Raw genomic sequence first — 16,779 nt, 5'->3', positions numbered from 1 at the left:
AGTAAATGGTTAGAATTCACGAGTAAAGCGCCGAAACTCACGAGTAAATGCACGAACACATGAGTAAAAGGCCGAAACTCACGAGATGTGTCGGGAATTAATCTCGGATTATGCAAAAGAGTGCTTTGTCATCCTGAATATTAATGGGGAAACGGTAAAGACGAGATCGGTGAATTACTGCCGTATAAATACACGAGGGATTCATGATAAATGCAACGGAAAACAACACGCTTAGGGGAATCCTAAGCGTGTAAGTGTATTATTTTAAACAGATGGCAAGTATTGTTCACAGATGGTGATATCATCGTCTTCTAGAACATAAGGATGTGTTTCCAGCAAAATGGTTTTCAGGTATTCTGGCATCCTCTCACCTTTGTACGCACAAATTAATGGAAATGACAGCAGATTTACAGCTTTGTCCACTGTTCTCTCAAATTCCTCTATAATATGCAGGGGCTCTTCCAAGGTTGCCCATTCCACATGTGCCCATGATCGGAAAGAGATTTTATTTTCGGCATAGGGCTGAACCGTTTTATTAAAGTATTCTTCGATTGCAGGAGGATGATAACTGCCGCTTGAGCAATAGAAATCGAAGTTGTTCACAAAGTGAAGGAGCTCCATTTGATCTTTTGTTAACCGAGTGCTTAGTTCTTTATGGATAATGGGGTAAATACGGTCATTTTCAACAAGAATGACGTAATCCCCCGCAATGATGCCATCTTGGATATAACTTAAAACTTGTTTAATGTAATCTTCCATTTCATTATAGGAATATAGCACATGAACATTTTTTTGGTCTTCGAACAACTGATTCATTTTGCTTTTCAATATATCAATCCTTCTTTCATGTATCGTTTCCATTATACTAGAATTCCATAGCAGGACAAAATGAGAGTTTTTTAACAAGGGCAAAAAGCAATCCTTCGCCATTGAAGGATTGCTTTTCCTTATTATTTCAGCCGCTCGATTAGGTCGGTCATTTTATCCAAAGTGGTTACGTTCTGGTTGCATTTCATACTGTCCAGACAAATATAATTCCCTTTTCTAATAAATGTCCCTTGGACGGTTCCTTTTGTTTCAGACATGAACATCCCTACTTCTTCAAAGCGGCTGCATATGGCACAGATCCCTTTTTTGTTGGCAGGTTTAATGGTTCCATGCAATCCGGTGAGTTTATTATGATGGGGTGCAATGATGAATTTCTTCCCGGAACCGACATCATCCCATCCCAAATATGAAATCTCTCTCAAATCAATGTTTTCCAACAAAGGGACTTTTAATTTCTTTGCTTTAGGAAATAATTTTTTTATCGTTTTTTCGGTTACTACTTTAAATGGGATCACAAATGGCTTTACCTTTAAGAGAAAGGCTTCGGCTTGTGCGGGATCTTTAATGGTATCTACTGGATCAAGCAGTTGTTTTTGCTCTTCGCTCAGGTCACTGAATAAGCTTAATACTCGTTCTTTGGCGACTGTTTTCAGGGTGTTGATCACATCCTTATCGTTGGCCGTCGCGTGTCCATTTATGAGAATCTGTGTTTGGGATTTTATGAAGTTATACTGCTCGCTCCTGATAAAAGCTTCCATTTTCTTCACTCCTGTTTCTGCTGCTCGTTACTTTTCACTTGATATCGTTTTTCTTTACTTTATAGAAATCGCATCTGCTTTAAAAGGGGGAAAACGACTAAGAAACATACTCGGCATACAAATAGCACTGATATCATTACCAGTGCTACCCATGCAATCCTATTTGGAATAAACGATTTTCTTGATGGTTTCCGCGGAGAGAAAATGTTCCTCTGCTAATTGATGGATGGTATGACCGTCTTTGAATGCATATTTTATAGAGGCATTTCGGTCATCGATCAATTCCCTTGATCCCGAACGGGTTCCCCATTTGTGGTGCGCCTTTTCAGGTTTAGGGATATATATGGTTTCACCTTGCACATACTTTTGAATTTCAACGATCAGCTTTTCAGGCAAAACGGCCGTCGCTTTTACATATTTCATTTCTGCCAGCCCCTTATTCTTTTTTTAAAATGAAATAAGGTGCAAAGCCGAATATTAGAAATGATAAGGCGGGCGATTAAGTTTAGCTTAATTCAACCCCATGCAAAGTATCGCCTCCAATACTAGGCTTTGCATGAGATGCTGCAGAAGGTGGCATTAACATTCTGTTTGCCATCTTTACACCTCCCCGTTATGTCCCTGAAGAACACGTATTGTTTTTATTATAAAATATATAAGGGTGGTTGCCAAACTATTTCCAATGTTAAAGATGACTCGGCGGGCTGATTGTTTGATAATGTTCTGAGTCCATGAAATAATTTGAATGGAAACCAAACTAACCATTATGGGAGCTGACCTTTATGAAAGTATTCGTAGTTGGGGCAAATGGGCAGATCGGTAAATATCTTGTAGATTTATTAAAAGATAGCCCGGAACATAGTGTACGGGCAATGGTTCGTAAAGAAGAACAAAGTAAGCATTTAGAGAAAAATGGAATTGAATCTGCTCTCGTGAGCTTAACCGGAACGGTGGATGAGATTTCGAATGCGGCAAAAGGCTGCGATGCCATCGTGTTTACAGCAGGATCCGGAGGAAGCACCGGTGCTGATCAAACGCTGTTGATTGATTTGGATGGTGCTGTTAAAACGATTGAAGCGGCAGAAAACTTGGGAATCAACCGATTCATCATGGTGAGCGCTTTTCAGGCCAATAATCGCGAAAACTGGAATGAAGCCATCAAACCATATTATGTGGCCAAGCACTACGCGGATAGGGCATTGTTACAAAGCGATTTAAATTATACCATCATTAAGCCAGGCGGCCTGGTGAATGAACCGGGGACAGGCAAAGTGGCAGCCGCCGAAGAATTGGAAAGAGGTCAGATTGCCCGGGAAGATGTGGCTCGAACGATTTTTGCTTCTTTAACTGAAGAAAATACCTACAAGCGTTCATTTGATTTAATCTCTGGTGATACTGCAATCTCGGAAGCATTAAGGAAAATTTAACGAAAAAAGGAGGCAGGGCCACTCAGGGGGAGTGGCCCTGCCTTATTTAATTCCTTCAATATGCTTGATGACCTTCGCTGGGTTTCCGCCGACAACAACGCCTTCAGGAACATCCTTTGTTACGACTGCCCCTGAAGCGACGACGGAATGATTCCCTATTGTTATGCCAGGATTGATGATGGCCCCTCCGCCAATCCATACATGATCCCCGATCGTAACAGGTTTTCCGTATTCCACTCCAGAACTGCGTTCAAAGGGATCCAGCGGGTGTGTGGCTGTATAGATATGCACTCCGGGAGCCAACATGCAGTCCCTGCCAATTTTCACTTCACAAACGTCCAAAATGACACAATCGAAATTAGCATAAAAGTTTTCCCCGACAGAAATGTTGTATCCATAGTCACAACGAAAAGTGGGTTCAATATATACATTTAGACCAGTGGAACCTAAAAGCTGTTTCAGCAGGGCAGTTCGTTCATCCCCTTCGCTTTCTGCTGTCTGATTGTATAACCGGGTCAACTTTCTGGCGTTTTCCCTATCTCTTACTAATTCCGGATCAGCGGCCATGTAAGGTTCCCCGCTCACCATTTTTTCTTTTTCCGAATACATGTTAACTCCCCCTATTTTCTTTGTTTTTAGATGGTTTTAATAAATATCAGAATATTTAAATATTTTTTCTGCAAAATAAATTGCAGTACTTTTTACTCAACTTTTCTGTTGAATCTAAATGCCTCGCTCATTTTCTTGAAAAAGAAATTAGAAAAGAAAGATTTTTCCGAATAATGAATGAAATAACTTTGACAAACGTTCCGCCTGATTTTATAGTAAGGAGAGTTATGGATGATTGATAGTTTCATGAAGGTATATTTTAACAGATAGGTAGAATACGTTCGCAGTTCTTGGCACTTTTTTTACGGGAAATTGATGGACGACTCTTTTCTTCGTTAAGATAATCAACACAATGGAGGGCTATATATGACACAGAAAGCACCACTTTCTTTTATCATTGTAACAGGGTTAATGCTTTTTGCTTTATTTTTTGGTGCAGGAAACTTAATTTTCCCTGCCATGCTCGGGCAATCCGCCGGGACTAATTTATGGACGGCCAGTTTAGGATTCATCATTACTGGGGTCGGTTTGCCATTCATTACAATATTGGCATTTGGTTTTTCGGGAAAAAATGATGTTCAATCGCTTGCAAGCAGGGCACACCCATTATTCGGCATCATTTTCACAGTCGTTCTTTATTTGTCTTTGGGACCGCTTTTCGCGCTTCCCAGAACAGGGAGTGTATCCTACGAAATAGGGATTAAACCTTTCCTTTCTAATGATGTCGGCTTTTTACCATTGCTGATATTCACGATCATATACTTTGGAATTGCCTGTTTATTATCCATCAATCCATCAAAAATGCTGGATATCGTAGGGAAAATATTAACACCATTATTATTGATTTTCATCGGGATCCTAATTGTGGTCGCCATCATTAATCCAATGGGTGAAATCCAGTCACCAGCGGTTGATTATTCAGATAATTCTTTCTTTAAGGGGTTCAAAGAAGGGTATTTGACTATGGATACGCTGGCCGGATTTGCATTTGGAATCATTGTCATCAATGCATTCAAAGATAAAGGGATAACATCTAGAAAAGAAGTGTTAGGATCTTGTGTGAAAGCTGGCTTAATAGCCGCTTCTTTGTTGGTGATCGTTTATACGGCCTTGACTTATGTCGGGGCGACAAGTGTGGAAAAACTCGGTCAACTGGATAATGGCGGAGACGTTTTGGCTCAAGCCTCGAATCATTTTTTCGGACCGGCTGGTGCCGTGTTGTTAGGGTTGATCGTGATCGCTGCCTGCTTAACGACAAGCATCGGTTTGATAACGGCTTGTGCTACGTATTTCAATAAAATACTGCCTGCTGTATCTTATAAATCATATGTCGTCATTTTCGCAGTTTTTAGTGCGGCTGTTGCCAATGTAGGTTTGACCAAGCTCATTTCCATTACAGTGCCTGTGTTAACGGCACTTTATCCTGTAGCGATCGTTTTGATTGTTCTGACATTCTTCCATTCCTTTTTCAAAGGGAAATCGGAGGTATATTTAGGAAGCTTATTATTAACGGCGATCATCAGCATAATGGATGGAATAGTGGCATCAGGCATTAAAATGGAAGTTGTTTCGGACCTTTTCAATCAATACCTTCCACTATATAGTGTAGGAGTGGGATGGGTGATTCCTGCCATCATCGGCGGTGTATTGGGCTATATGGTATACCTTATGAAAGGTGACCCTAAGGAAGCCTATTAAGGGATATCATTCACTATATGAGAATCTTCGAATCATGAAAGGAGCTGTCTTGATGACAGCTCCTTTTCTTAGTGTTTGTTTTTAATGGGAAAGAGCCTTAAAATGTTCAGAAAGGGGTGTAGGAACACAATGATCAATCGATTACCAATAGAAATCGCAAATATATTACAAGCAAGCAAAAAAAATCCTGTTCAATTCGAGGAATTGATCAGGAGCGGCGGATATCTGCCTCCCGAGATGGAGTTGATGGTGGATGCCATCACGGCCTTAAGCATGGGGAAGAATATCCTTTTGAAGGGTCCGACAGGGGCTGGAAAGACAAAGTTTGCCGAGACATTATCGAATTTATTCAACCAGCCGATGTTCAGTGTCAACTGCTCAGTCGACTTGGATGCCGAAAGCTTATTGGGCTTCAAGACGTTGGCTTACAAAGAGGAAAAACAAGTGATAGAATTCGTACCTGGACCAGTGACAAATTCGATGAATCACGGTCATTTCCTATATATAGATGAAATCAACATGGCAAAGCCGGAAACGCTGCCGCTTATCAATGGTGTGCTTGATTACAGAAGGACGATAACGAATCCGTTCACGAATGAAGTCATAACGGCAAAAGATGGCTTTAATGTAATTGCTGCAATCAACGAAGGGTATGTCGGTACAGTGCCGCTGAATGAAGCGCTAAAAAATAGATTTGTCGTAATTGAAGTTCCTTATATCGAAGGGGAGCAGTTAAAGCAATTGATAGAAACCAATACGAAGTTGAAGGACCCAAAAAGCATTGAACTGTTCGTTAAACTGTCGAGTGATTTGATAAATGCCGTGAATCAAGGGAAGGTGGCTGAAGATGCGGCGTCAATCAGGGCTTTGCTTGATGCTTGCGATCTGAGTGTGTTGATCCCGCCGAAACGGGCGATTCTTCGTTCCATAGTGGATAAGTTGGACGAGGAACGGGAGCGTGAGTTTGTGAAGAACTTGGCTGACACATTATTCTAACTAGGAGAATGCCACATGAAGTATATCCGTTTCAATGATTCAATAATAGATACGGCTCTTTTTTTACAGCTGCAGGATCTCTCGACTGTATTATCCGGCATTCCTGAGCTGGAATTCGAATACAATTATGGCTCCTTCATTGATTTGATCGAGAATAAGGTAACAGCCAGCCATTTTTGGGAAAATGGTAATAAGGAAGTGAAAGAAGCGGGACTGAAAACGGACGTGCTCCTTAGGACGATAGGTACGCTGCATCATTCAACAATCCAGAGCATGAAGGAGTACCAGGATATTATCGGGGAAAGTTCGCTTCCGAAGTTTGCGGCCCAATTATTCGCTTTGCTGGAAGACTTGCGATTGGAAGAATTGGTGAAGAGGGAAAGGCCAGGCACGAAAAAATGGTTTTCGATAAGAGGGGCTTACCTTAAACAATATTTCGAAAGCCAATTGACGACGAATGTCACAAGAAGTTTTGCACTGGATGAATTATACTGCCTCATCTATTTACTGCTTCAATCTGACAGGCCGGACCCGATTTTCCCAAGAGCCAATGTAAGGCAGCTGGAAGAATTGGAGAAACTCAAACCGTTCATCCATTCTGTCTTTGAGGCCACTAAAACGAGTGACATCACGAGGATTTGCGAGCAAATCGTATTCCGTGTGAACGAGGAATACGAGGATACGATGAATGAATATTTCATCTTTCCCATTGCAAATGTGGAAAAGTATAAGGCAAATACCTTATTTGATGAACTGACTAGAAATGATGAACTGTTGAATGATGATATAGAAGATGCAGACGAAGAAAAAAGTGAGTTCATTGATGAAAAATTCTCGACATGGCACCGGGAGAATAAGAACGGCGAGAGTAATTCGACTTTTCTTCAATTTGAATTGGAGCAGGGAACGAAAACAAGTCTGATGGGCGGAGGTGCACGGGAAGCGGAAGATGCCGACCAAGCACTGGCTTCCATCCAGGGTTCATCAGGGGAAAGTAAACAAAAGGAATACAATCAGCAGGAAACGCTGGAGAAGAAACAAACGAATATGGGCAAAAGTGATGAACATCCATTTGGTGAAGAAAACAAAGACGTCGTTCAGGTAATCAAGGAAGCAAAAATGCCAACACTTACGGAAGAGAAACGCTACCGTGAATTTGTTGCGGATATCGAACCGTTCAAGAGAAAACTCTCCAGTACAATTGAAAAGACACTGGAAAATAAAAAGAACGCACCAAGAAAAGATTTGGTTTTTGGCCGCTTATCGAAGAAATTACTGCCGCTTGTTTTTGAAGAAAATCCTCGGGTCTTTTATAAAAAGAACCAGGATTCAAATGAAATGGATGCCGTATTCACATTGCTGATCGATTGCTCCGCTTCCATGCATAACAAAATGGATGAAACGAAACGAGGGGTCGTCCTGTTTCATGAAGTACTGAAAAAATTAAAGATCCCCCATTCGATCGTTGGATTTTGGGAAGATGCAAATGAAGTGAGAGAAGGATATCAGCCGAACTACTTCCATGTAATCCAGTCCCATTCCGATTCTCTTTATATAAACTCAGGAGCTAAAATCATGCAGCTTGAACCAGAGGAAGACAACAGGGACGGATACAGTATCAGGGTCGCTACAATGGAATTGGAAAAAAGGCGTGAAAAAAACCGGTTCTTGCTCGTGTTTTCCGATGGTGAGCCGGCAGCAAGCGATTATGATCAAAATGGGATTGTCGATACACATCTTGCTGTTTCGGAAGCCAGGAAAAAGGGCATAGAAGTCATCGGCCTGTTTTTAGCGGATGGAGGCATCGAGGAAAGTGAAGAATTGACGATGAAAAACATTTATGGCAAAGAGCGCCTAATGATTCCGAGTGTAGCTGAATTGCCAGAGCAATTTACACCGCTGTTAAAAAAACTGCTGCTGAAGACCATATGAGAAGCGAAGTTCCCCCACTGGCCATTTATAACGGGCAATGCATTTGATTAGAATATAAGTGAAAAACGCAGTAGGATTCAATGGATCTTACTGCGTTTTTTTATTATCAGTAAGCGAAAAGATGGATGAAAACTTGAAAAGAACAACGAATGCGATTCTTTTGTCGGGATTGGGGTAAACCATAGATGAGGAAGTGATCATTTTGATGAATTTAATTTTTATGTTGCTTTATTTTATAATCATTGTTCTTGTTATTGAAATATCGGTTACCTTGATGAAATTGACTGGGTTAAAAAGTACAGTGGCCAGATTTCAGGTTATCTCCATGCTGACAGGGACTGGTTTTACAACTGACGAGTCAAAATCAATCATTGATCATCCCATTCGAAGGAAAATAAGCATGTTCTTAATTTTATTTGGTGCTTTCTCACTTGCTGTCATCATTTCATCGATCAGTACATTGCTTACAGATGATCTGCGCTTGATGGAGTTAAGCATCATTATAGGGATACTGATGGTTCTGGCCGTATTAGTGAAAGCTCCATTCCTGAATAATAGATTATCGAATAAGATGGAAAGTGAAATGTACAATCATTATGAATTATGGGAACACCCGATAGAGGAGGTTCTATTTTTAGAGGATGAAGACGTGGTCATGGAGATCGATATTTATGAAGACTCCGAATTCATAGATGTCAAAGCGTTGGACGTCATATCACATGGAGCCGACATCAATATCTTATTTATTGAAAGCGGAGAAGTGAAAATCAGGAAAGAACTATATGAGTATAAAATCAAATTAGGCGATAACCTCTTTTTATATGGAAATAAAAAGGAGATAGAAGACACATTCTCAAAAGAAATCGAAGAGATGAAGAAGAAGAAAAGTACATCGGGGTGAAAAGGATCCCAGCCCTTATGTTAAGGCTGGGATCTTTTGAAGATGGGCATTAATGTTTTTTATTCGGTAATTTCTGAGCGGGATTCCCATTGCCTTGACGGCGGAAATTGCCTTCTTCCTTTTTCTGCTGTTCTTGAATGCTTTCAACGAATTCCTTTGAACTTTTCATGGAATGTACCTCCTCGATATTTTCTTCTTTACTATAACCAGAAGAGGTGAAATTCATGAGTCATGCATGGGATCTGACTACATTAACGGGGATAAAAGATTAAATGATGTATCCATTACACGACCATTTTCCAACAACATTTCTCGAACGACCACTAGCCTTGCACCACCCGAAACGCTTCGAAGTCCTTCATTAATATCCTTCGAAAATTTCCGTTAAGTTTAACCCGGAAATTAAAGCAACAACGTATCCCTCTATAAAAAAATATCCCTTTAAATATCACCTTCTAATGTTAGAATACATTACATTAGAATATTTTGAATATTGACAAAAATAAGGAGGGTATCTATAATTATCAATAATAATATCCATGAATAAACATTTATTGGGGTTTTGCCTATGGAACGGACAATGACTGTCCGAGAATTATGTGAGGTGCATACTCATTTACTGGACAAGGATATTCAGATTCTTGAAAACCTATCAACGAATTTATCGTTGATAGCCAATTTGAATAAAGCGAATGTGTTTATCGATTGTCCGGTGCTTGAGGGGAAGCATGCCATTGTCGTGGCAGAGGCATGCGGACATTCCGTGAAATCGGTTTATGATCATCCGGTTGTCGGGAAATTCGCCTATGAGGCTTTTGAACCGGCAGTATTTTATGTATTGCGCACCGGAAAGGACATGTTCGTGAATCGGGCATTGACTCAAGAGGGAGCTATGGTCCAGCAAAGTGTCGTTCCGATCAAGGGGGAATGCAATCGGGTGATCGCCGTTTTGATCATGGAAAAGGTGATTCATGAAGAACCTGAAACTTCAAAACAGTTTGATAGGCAAGATCAACAAAATTCCTTGGTTCCTGAATTTATCGAGGAGTCCATTTTCCTGATTAATAACCAAAACCGACTTGTCTATACGAATCCTGCTGCCATTAATTTAGTATCGGATATATGTATGACAGACTGTGCTTTAGGTGAATCCATTTTCGATTATTTTCCTGGCATTGCCGATGTTCTTGCTTCAAAAGAGGACATTTTGATGAAGGAAATGAACATTGGTAAAAAGATTTTCCAAATAAAGAAATTCCATTTAGGCAACAAGAATTCCGATGAAACGTTCATCATCATCCGGGACCTGACAGAACTGCGGGATAAAGAGAGAGAGCTGATTAGCAAGTCAGTGGCCATTCGTGAAATTCATCATAGGGTGAAGAACAATTTGCAGACTGTCGCCAGTTTGCTTCGGCTGCAAATGAGGATGGGAGCCCCTGAAGAAAGCAAGCCCCATTTATTGGTCAGTTTGAATCGGGTGTTAAGCATATCGTCGGTTTATGAAATCATTCTGGCAAGCAGTCAGGTCGATCATGTGGACCTGCTTGAGCTTGTTGGGAAAATTGGCGATATGATCGTTCATGCGGAGGGTCATGCCCGTCAAAGCCTGAGCATTGAATATAGTGGCGGTGAGCTGCATTCCATTGATTCCGACATTGGCATTTCTGTCGCGCTGGTTGTGAATGAGCTCATTCATAATTGTGTGAAGCATGCATTCAAGGAAGGGACGGAAGGGAAGATTACCGTATGCTTTCAAAAGGATGGTCCCGAATTGGAGATTCAGGTAAAAGATGATGGCATCGGATATTCACCTGCAGTGAAACCAACTTTAGGGCTGGATATCATCCGCATGACGGTGGAAAATGATTTGGTTGGGGAGTTTTCGATTCATCGGATTAAAGAAGGTACCCTGGCTTCTGTAAGATTTCCATACAAGAGGTAGGTGGAATAAGTGGTCAAGAGGATTTTGGTCGTGGAGGATGAATCGATTGTTCTGCTTGATATAACGATCATGCTCAAGGATGCAGGCTTCGATGTGGTAGGACATGCCCGTAACGGCGAGAAGGCGATTGAATTGGCACATGCACTACAGCCGGATCTCGTTTTGATGGATATCAAAATGCCAAAAATGAATGGGCTTAAGGCTAGCGATGTGATATCCAATACCTTTCAGATTCCGGTCCTGCTTTTAACTGCATTCAGCCAGCGTGAATATATCGACGAGGCGAAGCGCGCGAATATCGTCGGATATCTTGTAAAGCCAATTACGGAGGCGAATCTGATTCCGGCAGTGGAGATAGCTTTACAGCAAGCAGCCAATACGAAGAAGCATCAGGAACGAAATGCCCAATTGGATGAAACGCTCACAAATCGTAAAGTCATTGAAAAGGCAAAAGGAATTATCATGAAAAGGAAGAATGTAACGGAAGAAATCGCCTACAATAAGCTGAGAAGGCTAAGTATGGATAAGCAGCTTTCCATGGAGACGGTGGCACGTCGAATCATTGCAAATGATCAAAAACAAGTAAATAGATGAAGCAATGGCGCTTTGATGGACCAAATCGGTTATAGGCAGGCATTTCTGCCAAGCAACCTAGTTTGGGCTATAAGAGGCGTCTTTTTTTTATACCCTTTTTTTAAAGACGATAGGCCAAATCAAATTGGAATTCAGGGGGAATATGTATGGAGATGGTTGGTAAATTCGTAATTTATATCATTATGGTGTGTGCCGTTGTCGGTGCCATTGCATCGATTAAAGACAGTGAGCAAGGCTTGGGCAAACAGTTTATGGAAGGGTTGCATACCGTTGGTCATATATTTATCCCGGCAGCTGGGATCATGGCCTCGATCCCTTATTTATCATGGTTCATCGATAAAGTATGCGGCCCGATTTTCGCTGCGATCGGTGCAGACCCCGCCCTCGCCGCAACAACGATTTTGGCAACGGATATGGGGGGATACCAATTGGCGGCCGAGCTGCAGGAATCCTATGAAGGCTGGATCATGGCGATGATTGTCGGATTCATGTCTGGGGCAACGATTGTATTCTCGATTCCAATGGGGCTTGCGATGCTGGAGAAGCGCGATCATAAATACATGGCACTTGGTGTCATGTCAGGAATCCTGACGATTCCGATTGGCGCTTTTATCTCAAGCGTGCTGGTGGTGGCAACGAATTCGAAAGTCCGTGAAGTGATTTCCACGAATGCGGATTCTACATATGAATTCGCGTTGAGCTATTTGAAAATCGCCCTGAATCTTTCCCCTCTTCTTATTTTTGTGATCTTGCTCGCGTTAGGACTTTATTTCCTGCCGGATTTGATGATCAAAGGTTTCATGTGGTTTGGAAAAATATTGGATGCTGCTATCAAGCTTGTACTCGTGTTTTCGATTGTGGAAATTTTCACCGGACTGTTTTCCAATGTACTTGGTGCTTGGGGGTTCCATCCGATCATGGCCGATAAGGCAGACCAGTTCCGTGCCCTGGAAACGGCGGGGTATATCGGGATAATGCTGGCAGGTGCTTTTCCGATGATTTACCTCATTCAAAAATACGCAGGCAAGCCGCTTGAAGCGATGGGCGGAAAAATTGGGCTGAGCAAAGCGGGGAGTGCAGGGATATTAGCCACGGTAGCCAATATATTGGCGATGTTCAAACTTGTTAAAGATATGCCGCCAAAGGATAAGGTCATAAACATTTCCTTCGCTGTGTGTGCGGCCTTCCTATTAGGGGATCATTTATCATTCACAGCCAATTTTCAGCCCTCCTTGATATTGCCTATCATTGTCGGCAAGCTATCTGCCGGAGCAATTGGAATCGGTCTTGCTTACTGGCTGTCCGTTCCGAAAGCTTTGGAATTGGAAGAAAAGGATCGTGAAGCAGGAGTTATCGGCGTAAATGAATATAAAACGAAAAAAGAGGAAGAAAATAGCAATGAAATCCAAGTGGTGTAAAACTGGGGTGTGATTTTAATGAATGAACAGGCGGAAAGGATCATCAGTGCAGGAATTGATATTGGCACCAGTACGACGAAACTTGTCATCAGCGAGCTTTCGCTTAGGAATGTGGCGGGTGGCGGACAGGTGCCAAAAATCGAAATTACCGATAAGAAAATTCTGTATCGAAGTCCCATTTTCAGGACCCCGCTTTTATCCGATACGGTAATCGATATACCTGCTGTTCAAAGAATGGTGGAAAGGGAATACCATCAAGCCGGGATCACGATCGATAACATACAAACAGGGGCTGTCATCATTACCGGGGAAACGGCAACGAAACAAAATGCAGAAGAAATGGTTTACCGGTTATCTGAAGCGGCGGGGGAATTCCTTGTAGCGGCAGCCGGACCGGACTTGGAGGGAATCATTGCCGCCAAGGGATCGGGTGCTTATCAACATTCCATAAAGACAAGAAAGACTGTAGCGAACATAGACATTGGCGGGGGAACGGCGAATATTGCCGTATACCGTTCCGGGATGCTTTGCGGAACTTGCACATTGCATATAGGAGGGCGTTTGGTGGAGTGGGAGGGAGCGAAGGTGAAGGTTGCCCCTTCAATAGGGAAATGGCTGAAATCAAAGGGGCACTCTCCTATGAATGGTGATGGGGCATTCATCACAAATGAAATGGCGAAGGTGCTTTCAAGGTTTTTGGCTGGCTCATTCACAAAAGAAGATGAACTTCTTTTAGTGGGGAAGGAGCCATCATGGACAGGACGAATTGATGTGTTGATGTTCTCGGGAGGTGTCAGTGATTGCATCTATCATCAAGAACGGGAGGACAAAAGCTTCCGGGATATCGGCATGATGCTTGCCGCCTCTATTAAGGAAAATGAAGAATTGGCTGCATGGGAATGGGAAAAGCCCATTGAAACGGTTCGGGCGACTGTTCTTGGAGCTGGCGCACATACGACTGAAATAAGCGGTGCGACCATCGAGGTGAATGACTCTCATCTGCCCGTTCGCAATATCCCGGTCTATCGGATCGATTTTCATGATGGGATTGATGATGTAACCGCGACAATGGTACAAGCTGTTCAGGATGCGATCACGATATACGACGCTTTAAAGGAGGGCCTGAATTTTGCCTTTTATTTAACGAATTTACCCTATCAATCATTTCGGGACATTCACCAGCTCGCAGTCGCTTTTACCGAGGCTTTGATGCAAAAACCGAATCGGCAGCAGCCTCTGATCATTGTCATGGATAGTGATTATGGGAAGGCACTTGGTCAAACCATTCTAGCGAACCAACCGGATCTGCCGGTCATCTGCATTGATCAGACTGAAGTCGAACATGGTGATTATTTAGATATAGGAAGGCTGCTGCGGACAGGGGTCGTTCCGGTTGTAGTAAAAACGCTAACCTTTCACAGTTAGGAAAAGGAGGATTATACGATGAAATTATCCACTCAATACTTTGGGGAAATCCATCAATTCAAATCGTTGAAAGAAGTCATGGCCAAAGCGAATGAAGAGAAATCAGGAGATAGGCTTGCGGGAATTGCAGCAGATTCGGTCCAAGAACGGATTGCGGCGAAAGCGGTGCTTAGCGAATTGACTTTGGCGGACATCAGGAATCATCCCCTGCTCTCCCCGGAAGAGGATGAGGTGTCGCGAATCATAGATGGTCTCATCAATGGAACCATCTATCAAACCGTGAAGAATTGGAGCGTTGCCGAGCTGCGTGAATATATATTGAGTGACGAAACGACCGGCGAGGATTTAAAGCGACTAAGCAGGGGGCTGAATAGTGAAATGATTGCTGCGGCGGCCAAATTAATGTCGAACCTCGACCTTATCCATGCAGCCAATAAAATTGAAGTGCTCACCAAGAATAATAGCACGATTGGATACAAAGGAACGCTTGCTTCGCGCCTTCAGCCTAACCACCCGACCGACAATGTCGATGGCATGCTGGCTTCTTTAAAAGAAGGACTCTCCTATGGAGTCGGGGATGCACTCATTGGAATCAACCCAGTCGATGATTCGGTCGAGAGCGTAAAGCGGTTGCTTCATGCGACACAGGATGTCATCCAGAAGTGGAACATCCCGACCCAAAATTGTGTGCTTGCGCATGTGACCACGCAAATCAAGGCAGTACAGCAGGGGGCGCCTGCCGATATGATTTTTCAAAGCATCGCCGGAACGGAAACGGCCAATCGCTCTTTTGGAATTAACGCACAAATGCTCGAAGAAGCTAATGAGGTCGCGAAGGCCTATGGGACGGGCACTGGCCCGCAGCATCTTTATTTTGAAACGGGGCAAGGCTCCGAATTATCGGCTGAAGCGCATTTCGGAATCGATCAGGTGACGCTTGAAGCCAGGAACTATGGATTTGCCCGCTATTTTGATCCTTACATTGTCAATACGGTCGTCGGTTTCATCGGACCTGAATATCTATATAACAGCAAGCAGGTCATCCGCGCAGGATTAGAAGATCATTTCATGGGAAAAATGCATGGACTGCCGATGGGTGTGGATATTTGCTATACGAATCATATGAAGGCGGATCAAAATGATATCGAGGACTTGGGTGTACTTTTAACGGCGGCTGGCGTGAATTTCATCATCGCAACTCCGATGGGGGATGACTGCATGTTAAACTACCAGTCTTTGAGTTACCACGATATAGCGACTTTAAGGCAAACGATGGATAAGCGGCCTGCCCCATTATATGAAGCCTGGCTGGAGAAGATGGGAATTATGGAGAATGGAAAATTAACGAAGCGTGCTGGTGATCCAACTATATTTAACCATTAGGAGTGGATGATATGGGAATGAATAATAAGGAAGAATTGGATGCATTGATGGCGAAAACCCCGGCGCGGATAGGGATAGGCAGGTCAGGGACCCGGCCGAAAACGGATTCTTGGCTGAAATTCCGTTTTGACCATGCGGCGGCCGTCGATGCTGTATATGGTGAAGTCAGTGATATTCTTTTGAAACGCTTGGATTTATTCAAGGTGAAAACGAAGGCCGATGATAAGGAAGTCTATTTACGGCGTCCGGATTATGGAAGGAAGCTTTCGGATGAAGCAAAGCGGGTGATAGAAGTCAAATGCATAAAGGCCCCAACGGTTCAAATCATCATTTCCGATGGCTTAAGTGCCAAGGCGATCGAAGAAAATGTGGAGGATGTCTATTTATCTTTCAAACAATCTTTGGAAGTGGCAGGTCTGGATACTGGTACACCTTTTTATATTGAAAAGGGCCGGGTTGCCGTGATGGATGATATCGGTGAAATCCTTGGACCTGAGGTCATTGTCCTGTTGATCGGTGAACGGCCGGGTCTAGTGAGTGCGGAATCATTGAGCGCTTATATTTGCTATAAACCACGTTTGGGCACCATTGAAGCAGAGAGGATGGTCATTTCCAACATCCATAAAGGAGGGATTCCCCCGGTTGAAGCTGGAGCGCATCTTGGCACGGTCATTCAAAAGATCCTCAAATACCAAGCGAGCGGCATGTCCCTTGTGAAGAAGGAACATGAAGAAGAAAAGCGTGAAAAACTCGGTTGAAAAATAAAAATGGAGGAGCGAATTACCCCACTCAGCTTTTCGGCAAAAGGTGGTTCGGGATGGTCCCATTCCGGCTGATGATTAAGACCAGGTCGTTGATTTCCTCT

The 16,779-nt window shown here is 42.8% G+C and carries 15 protein-coding genes and 2 pseudogenes; 12 read left to right on the top strand and 5 right to left on the bottom strand.

Annotated elements, in window-relative coordinates; genetic code table 11:
- Positions 1 to 85: 85 nt before the first annotated feature.
- Positions 86 to 207 (top strand): annotated as a pseudogene (locus JNUCC41_RS26675) (cytidine deaminase); the annotation flags it as partial.
- Positions 208 to 264: 57 nt separating this feature from the next.
- Here the strand turns inward: JNUCC41_RS26675 and JNUCC41_RS05855 are convergent.
- The 3 genes from JNUCC41_RS05855 to JNUCC41_RS05845 all read right to left on the bottom strand — a co-directional run bounded on the left by JNUCC41_RS05855 (position 265) and on the right by JNUCC41_RS05845 (position 2,009).
- Positions 265 to 861, bottom strand: a complete 597-nt coding sequence (locus tag JNUCC41_RS05855; protein WP_228467550.1) for an MEDS domain-containing protein — start codon at positions 859 to 861, stop codon at positions 265 to 267.
- Positions 862 to 950: 89 nt separating this feature from the next.
- Positions 951 to 1,586 (bottom strand): FusB/FusC family EF-G-binding protein, encoded by a 636-nt coding sequence (locus tag JNUCC41_RS05850; RefSeq protein WP_192206798.1) that lies wholly within the window; start codon positions 1,584 to 1,586, stop codon positions 951 to 953.
- A gap of 159 nt (positions 1,587 to 1,745) precedes the next feature.
- Positions 1,746 to 2,009, bottom strand: a complete 264-nt coding sequence (locus tag JNUCC41_RS05845; protein ID WP_101225543.1) for a CD3324 family protein — start codon at positions 2,007 to 2,009, stop codon at positions 1,746 to 1,748.
- A 359-nt stretch (positions 2,010 to 2,368) separates the two neighbouring features.
- On the opposite strand from JNUCC41_RS05845, the gene JNUCC41_RS05840 reads away from it, so the two are divergent.
- Positions 2,369 to 3,013: an SDR family oxidoreductase gene (locus JNUCC41_RS05840; RefSeq protein WP_192206797.1), complete on the top strand. Its 645-nt coding sequence runs from the start codon at positions 2,369 to 2,371 to the stop codon at positions 3,011 to 3,013.
- 42 nt (positions 3,014 to 3,055) lie between these two features.
- Here JNUCC41_RS05840 and JNUCC41_RS05835 read toward each other — a convergent pair whose 3' ends face one another.
- Positions 3,056 to 3,622, bottom strand: coding sequence for a sugar O-acetyltransferase (locus JNUCC41_RS05835; RefSeq protein ID WP_192206796.1), 567 nt, complete (start codon positions 3,620 to 3,622; stop codon positions 3,056 to 3,058).
- Between the two features lie 366 nt (positions 3,623 to 3,988).
- On the opposite strand from JNUCC41_RS05835, the gene brnQ reads away from it, so the two are divergent.
- The 4 genes from brnQ (at position 3,989) to JNUCC41_RS05815 (ending at position 9,149) form a co-directional block, all read left to right on the top strand.
- Positions 3,989 to 5,320 (top strand): branched-chain amino acid transport system II carrier protein, encoded by a 1,332-nt coding sequence (gene brnQ / locus JNUCC41_RS05830; RefSeq protein WP_192206795.1) that lies wholly within the window; start codon positions 3,989 to 3,991, stop codon positions 5,318 to 5,320.
- Between the two features lie 129 nt (positions 5,321 to 5,449).
- Positions 5,450 to 6,316, top strand: coding sequence for an ATP-binding protein (locus tag JNUCC41_RS05825; RefSeq protein ID WP_192206794.1), 867 nt, complete (start codon positions 5,450 to 5,452; stop codon positions 6,314 to 6,316).
- 15 nt (positions 6,317 to 6,331) lie between these two features.
- Positions 6,332 to 8,248 carry a vWA domain-containing protein gene (locus tag JNUCC41_RS05820; RefSeq protein WP_192206793.1) on the top strand — a complete coding sequence of 639 codons (1,917 nt, stop codon included), beginning with the start codon at positions 6,332 to 6,334 and terminating at the stop codon, positions 8,246 to 8,248.
- A 205-nt stretch (positions 8,249 to 8,453) separates the two neighbouring features.
- On the top strand, positions 8,454 to 9,149 hold the full coding sequence (locus JNUCC41_RS05815) for a hypothetical protein (RefSeq protein ID WP_192208057.1): 696 nt from the start codon (positions 8,454 to 8,456) through the stop codon (positions 9,147 to 9,149).
- 49 nt (positions 9,150 to 9,198) lie between these two features.
- Here JNUCC41_RS05815 and JNUCC41_RS05810 read toward each other — a convergent pair whose 3' ends face one another.
- Positions 9,199 to 9,318, bottom strand: coding sequence for a DUF4023 family protein (locus tag JNUCC41_RS05810; protein ID WP_061465287.1), 120 nt, complete (start codon positions 9,316 to 9,318; stop codon positions 9,199 to 9,201).
- A gap of 399 nt (positions 9,319 to 9,717) precedes the next feature.
- On the opposite strand from JNUCC41_RS05810, the gene JNUCC41_RS05805 reads away from it, so the two are divergent.
- The 6 genes and pseudogenes from JNUCC41_RS05805 to eutC form a co-directional block, all read left to right on the top strand.
- On the top strand, positions 9,718 to 11,094 hold the full coding sequence (locus JNUCC41_RS05805) for a sensor histidine kinase (protein WP_192206792.1): 1,377 nt from the start codon (positions 9,718 to 9,720) through the stop codon (positions 11,092 to 11,094).
- Positions 11,095 to 11,103: 9 nt separating this feature from the next.
- Entirely contained in the window at positions 11,104 to 11,688 is a 585-nt protein-coding gene (locus tag JNUCC41_RS05800; protein WP_192206791.1) for an ANTAR domain-containing response regulator, read from the top strand.
- A gap of 146 nt (positions 11,689 to 11,834) precedes the next feature.
- Positions 11,835 to 13,106 (top strand): ethanolamine utilization protein EutH, encoded by a 1,272-nt coding sequence (eutH, locus tag JNUCC41_RS05795; protein WP_192206790.1) that lies wholly within the window; start codon positions 11,835 to 11,837, stop codon positions 13,104 to 13,106.
- Between the two features lie 18 nt (positions 13,107 to 13,124).
- Positions 13,125 to 14,531, top strand: coding sequence for an ethanolamine ammonia-lyase reactivating factor EutA (locus JNUCC41_RS05790; protein ID WP_192206789.1), 1,407 nt, complete (start codon positions 13,125 to 13,127; stop codon positions 14,529 to 14,531).
- A gap of 18 nt (positions 14,532 to 14,549) precedes the next feature.
- Positions 14,550 to 15,914, top strand: a complete 1,365-nt coding sequence (locus JNUCC41_RS05785) for an ethanolamine ammonia-lyase subunit EutB (protein WP_192206788.1) — start codon at positions 14,550 to 14,552, stop codon at positions 15,912 to 15,914.
- A gap of 32 nt (positions 15,915 to 15,946) precedes the next feature.
- Positions 15,947 to 16,672 (top strand): annotated as a pseudogene (gene eutC / locus JNUCC41_RS05780) (ethanolamine ammonia-lyase subunit EutC); the annotation flags it as partial.
- Between the last annotated feature and the right edge of the window lie 107 nt (positions 16,673 to 16,779).

Origin of the sequence: Brevibacillus sp. JNUCC-41, from assembly GCF_014844095.1 — a bacterium.
Classification (GTDB): Bacteria; Bacillota; Bacilli; order Bacillales; family DSM-1321; genus Peribacillus; species Peribacillus aracenensis.
Note: the sequence above shows the minus strand (reverse complement) of the source record. Positions and strands in the feature narration are given on the sequence as shown.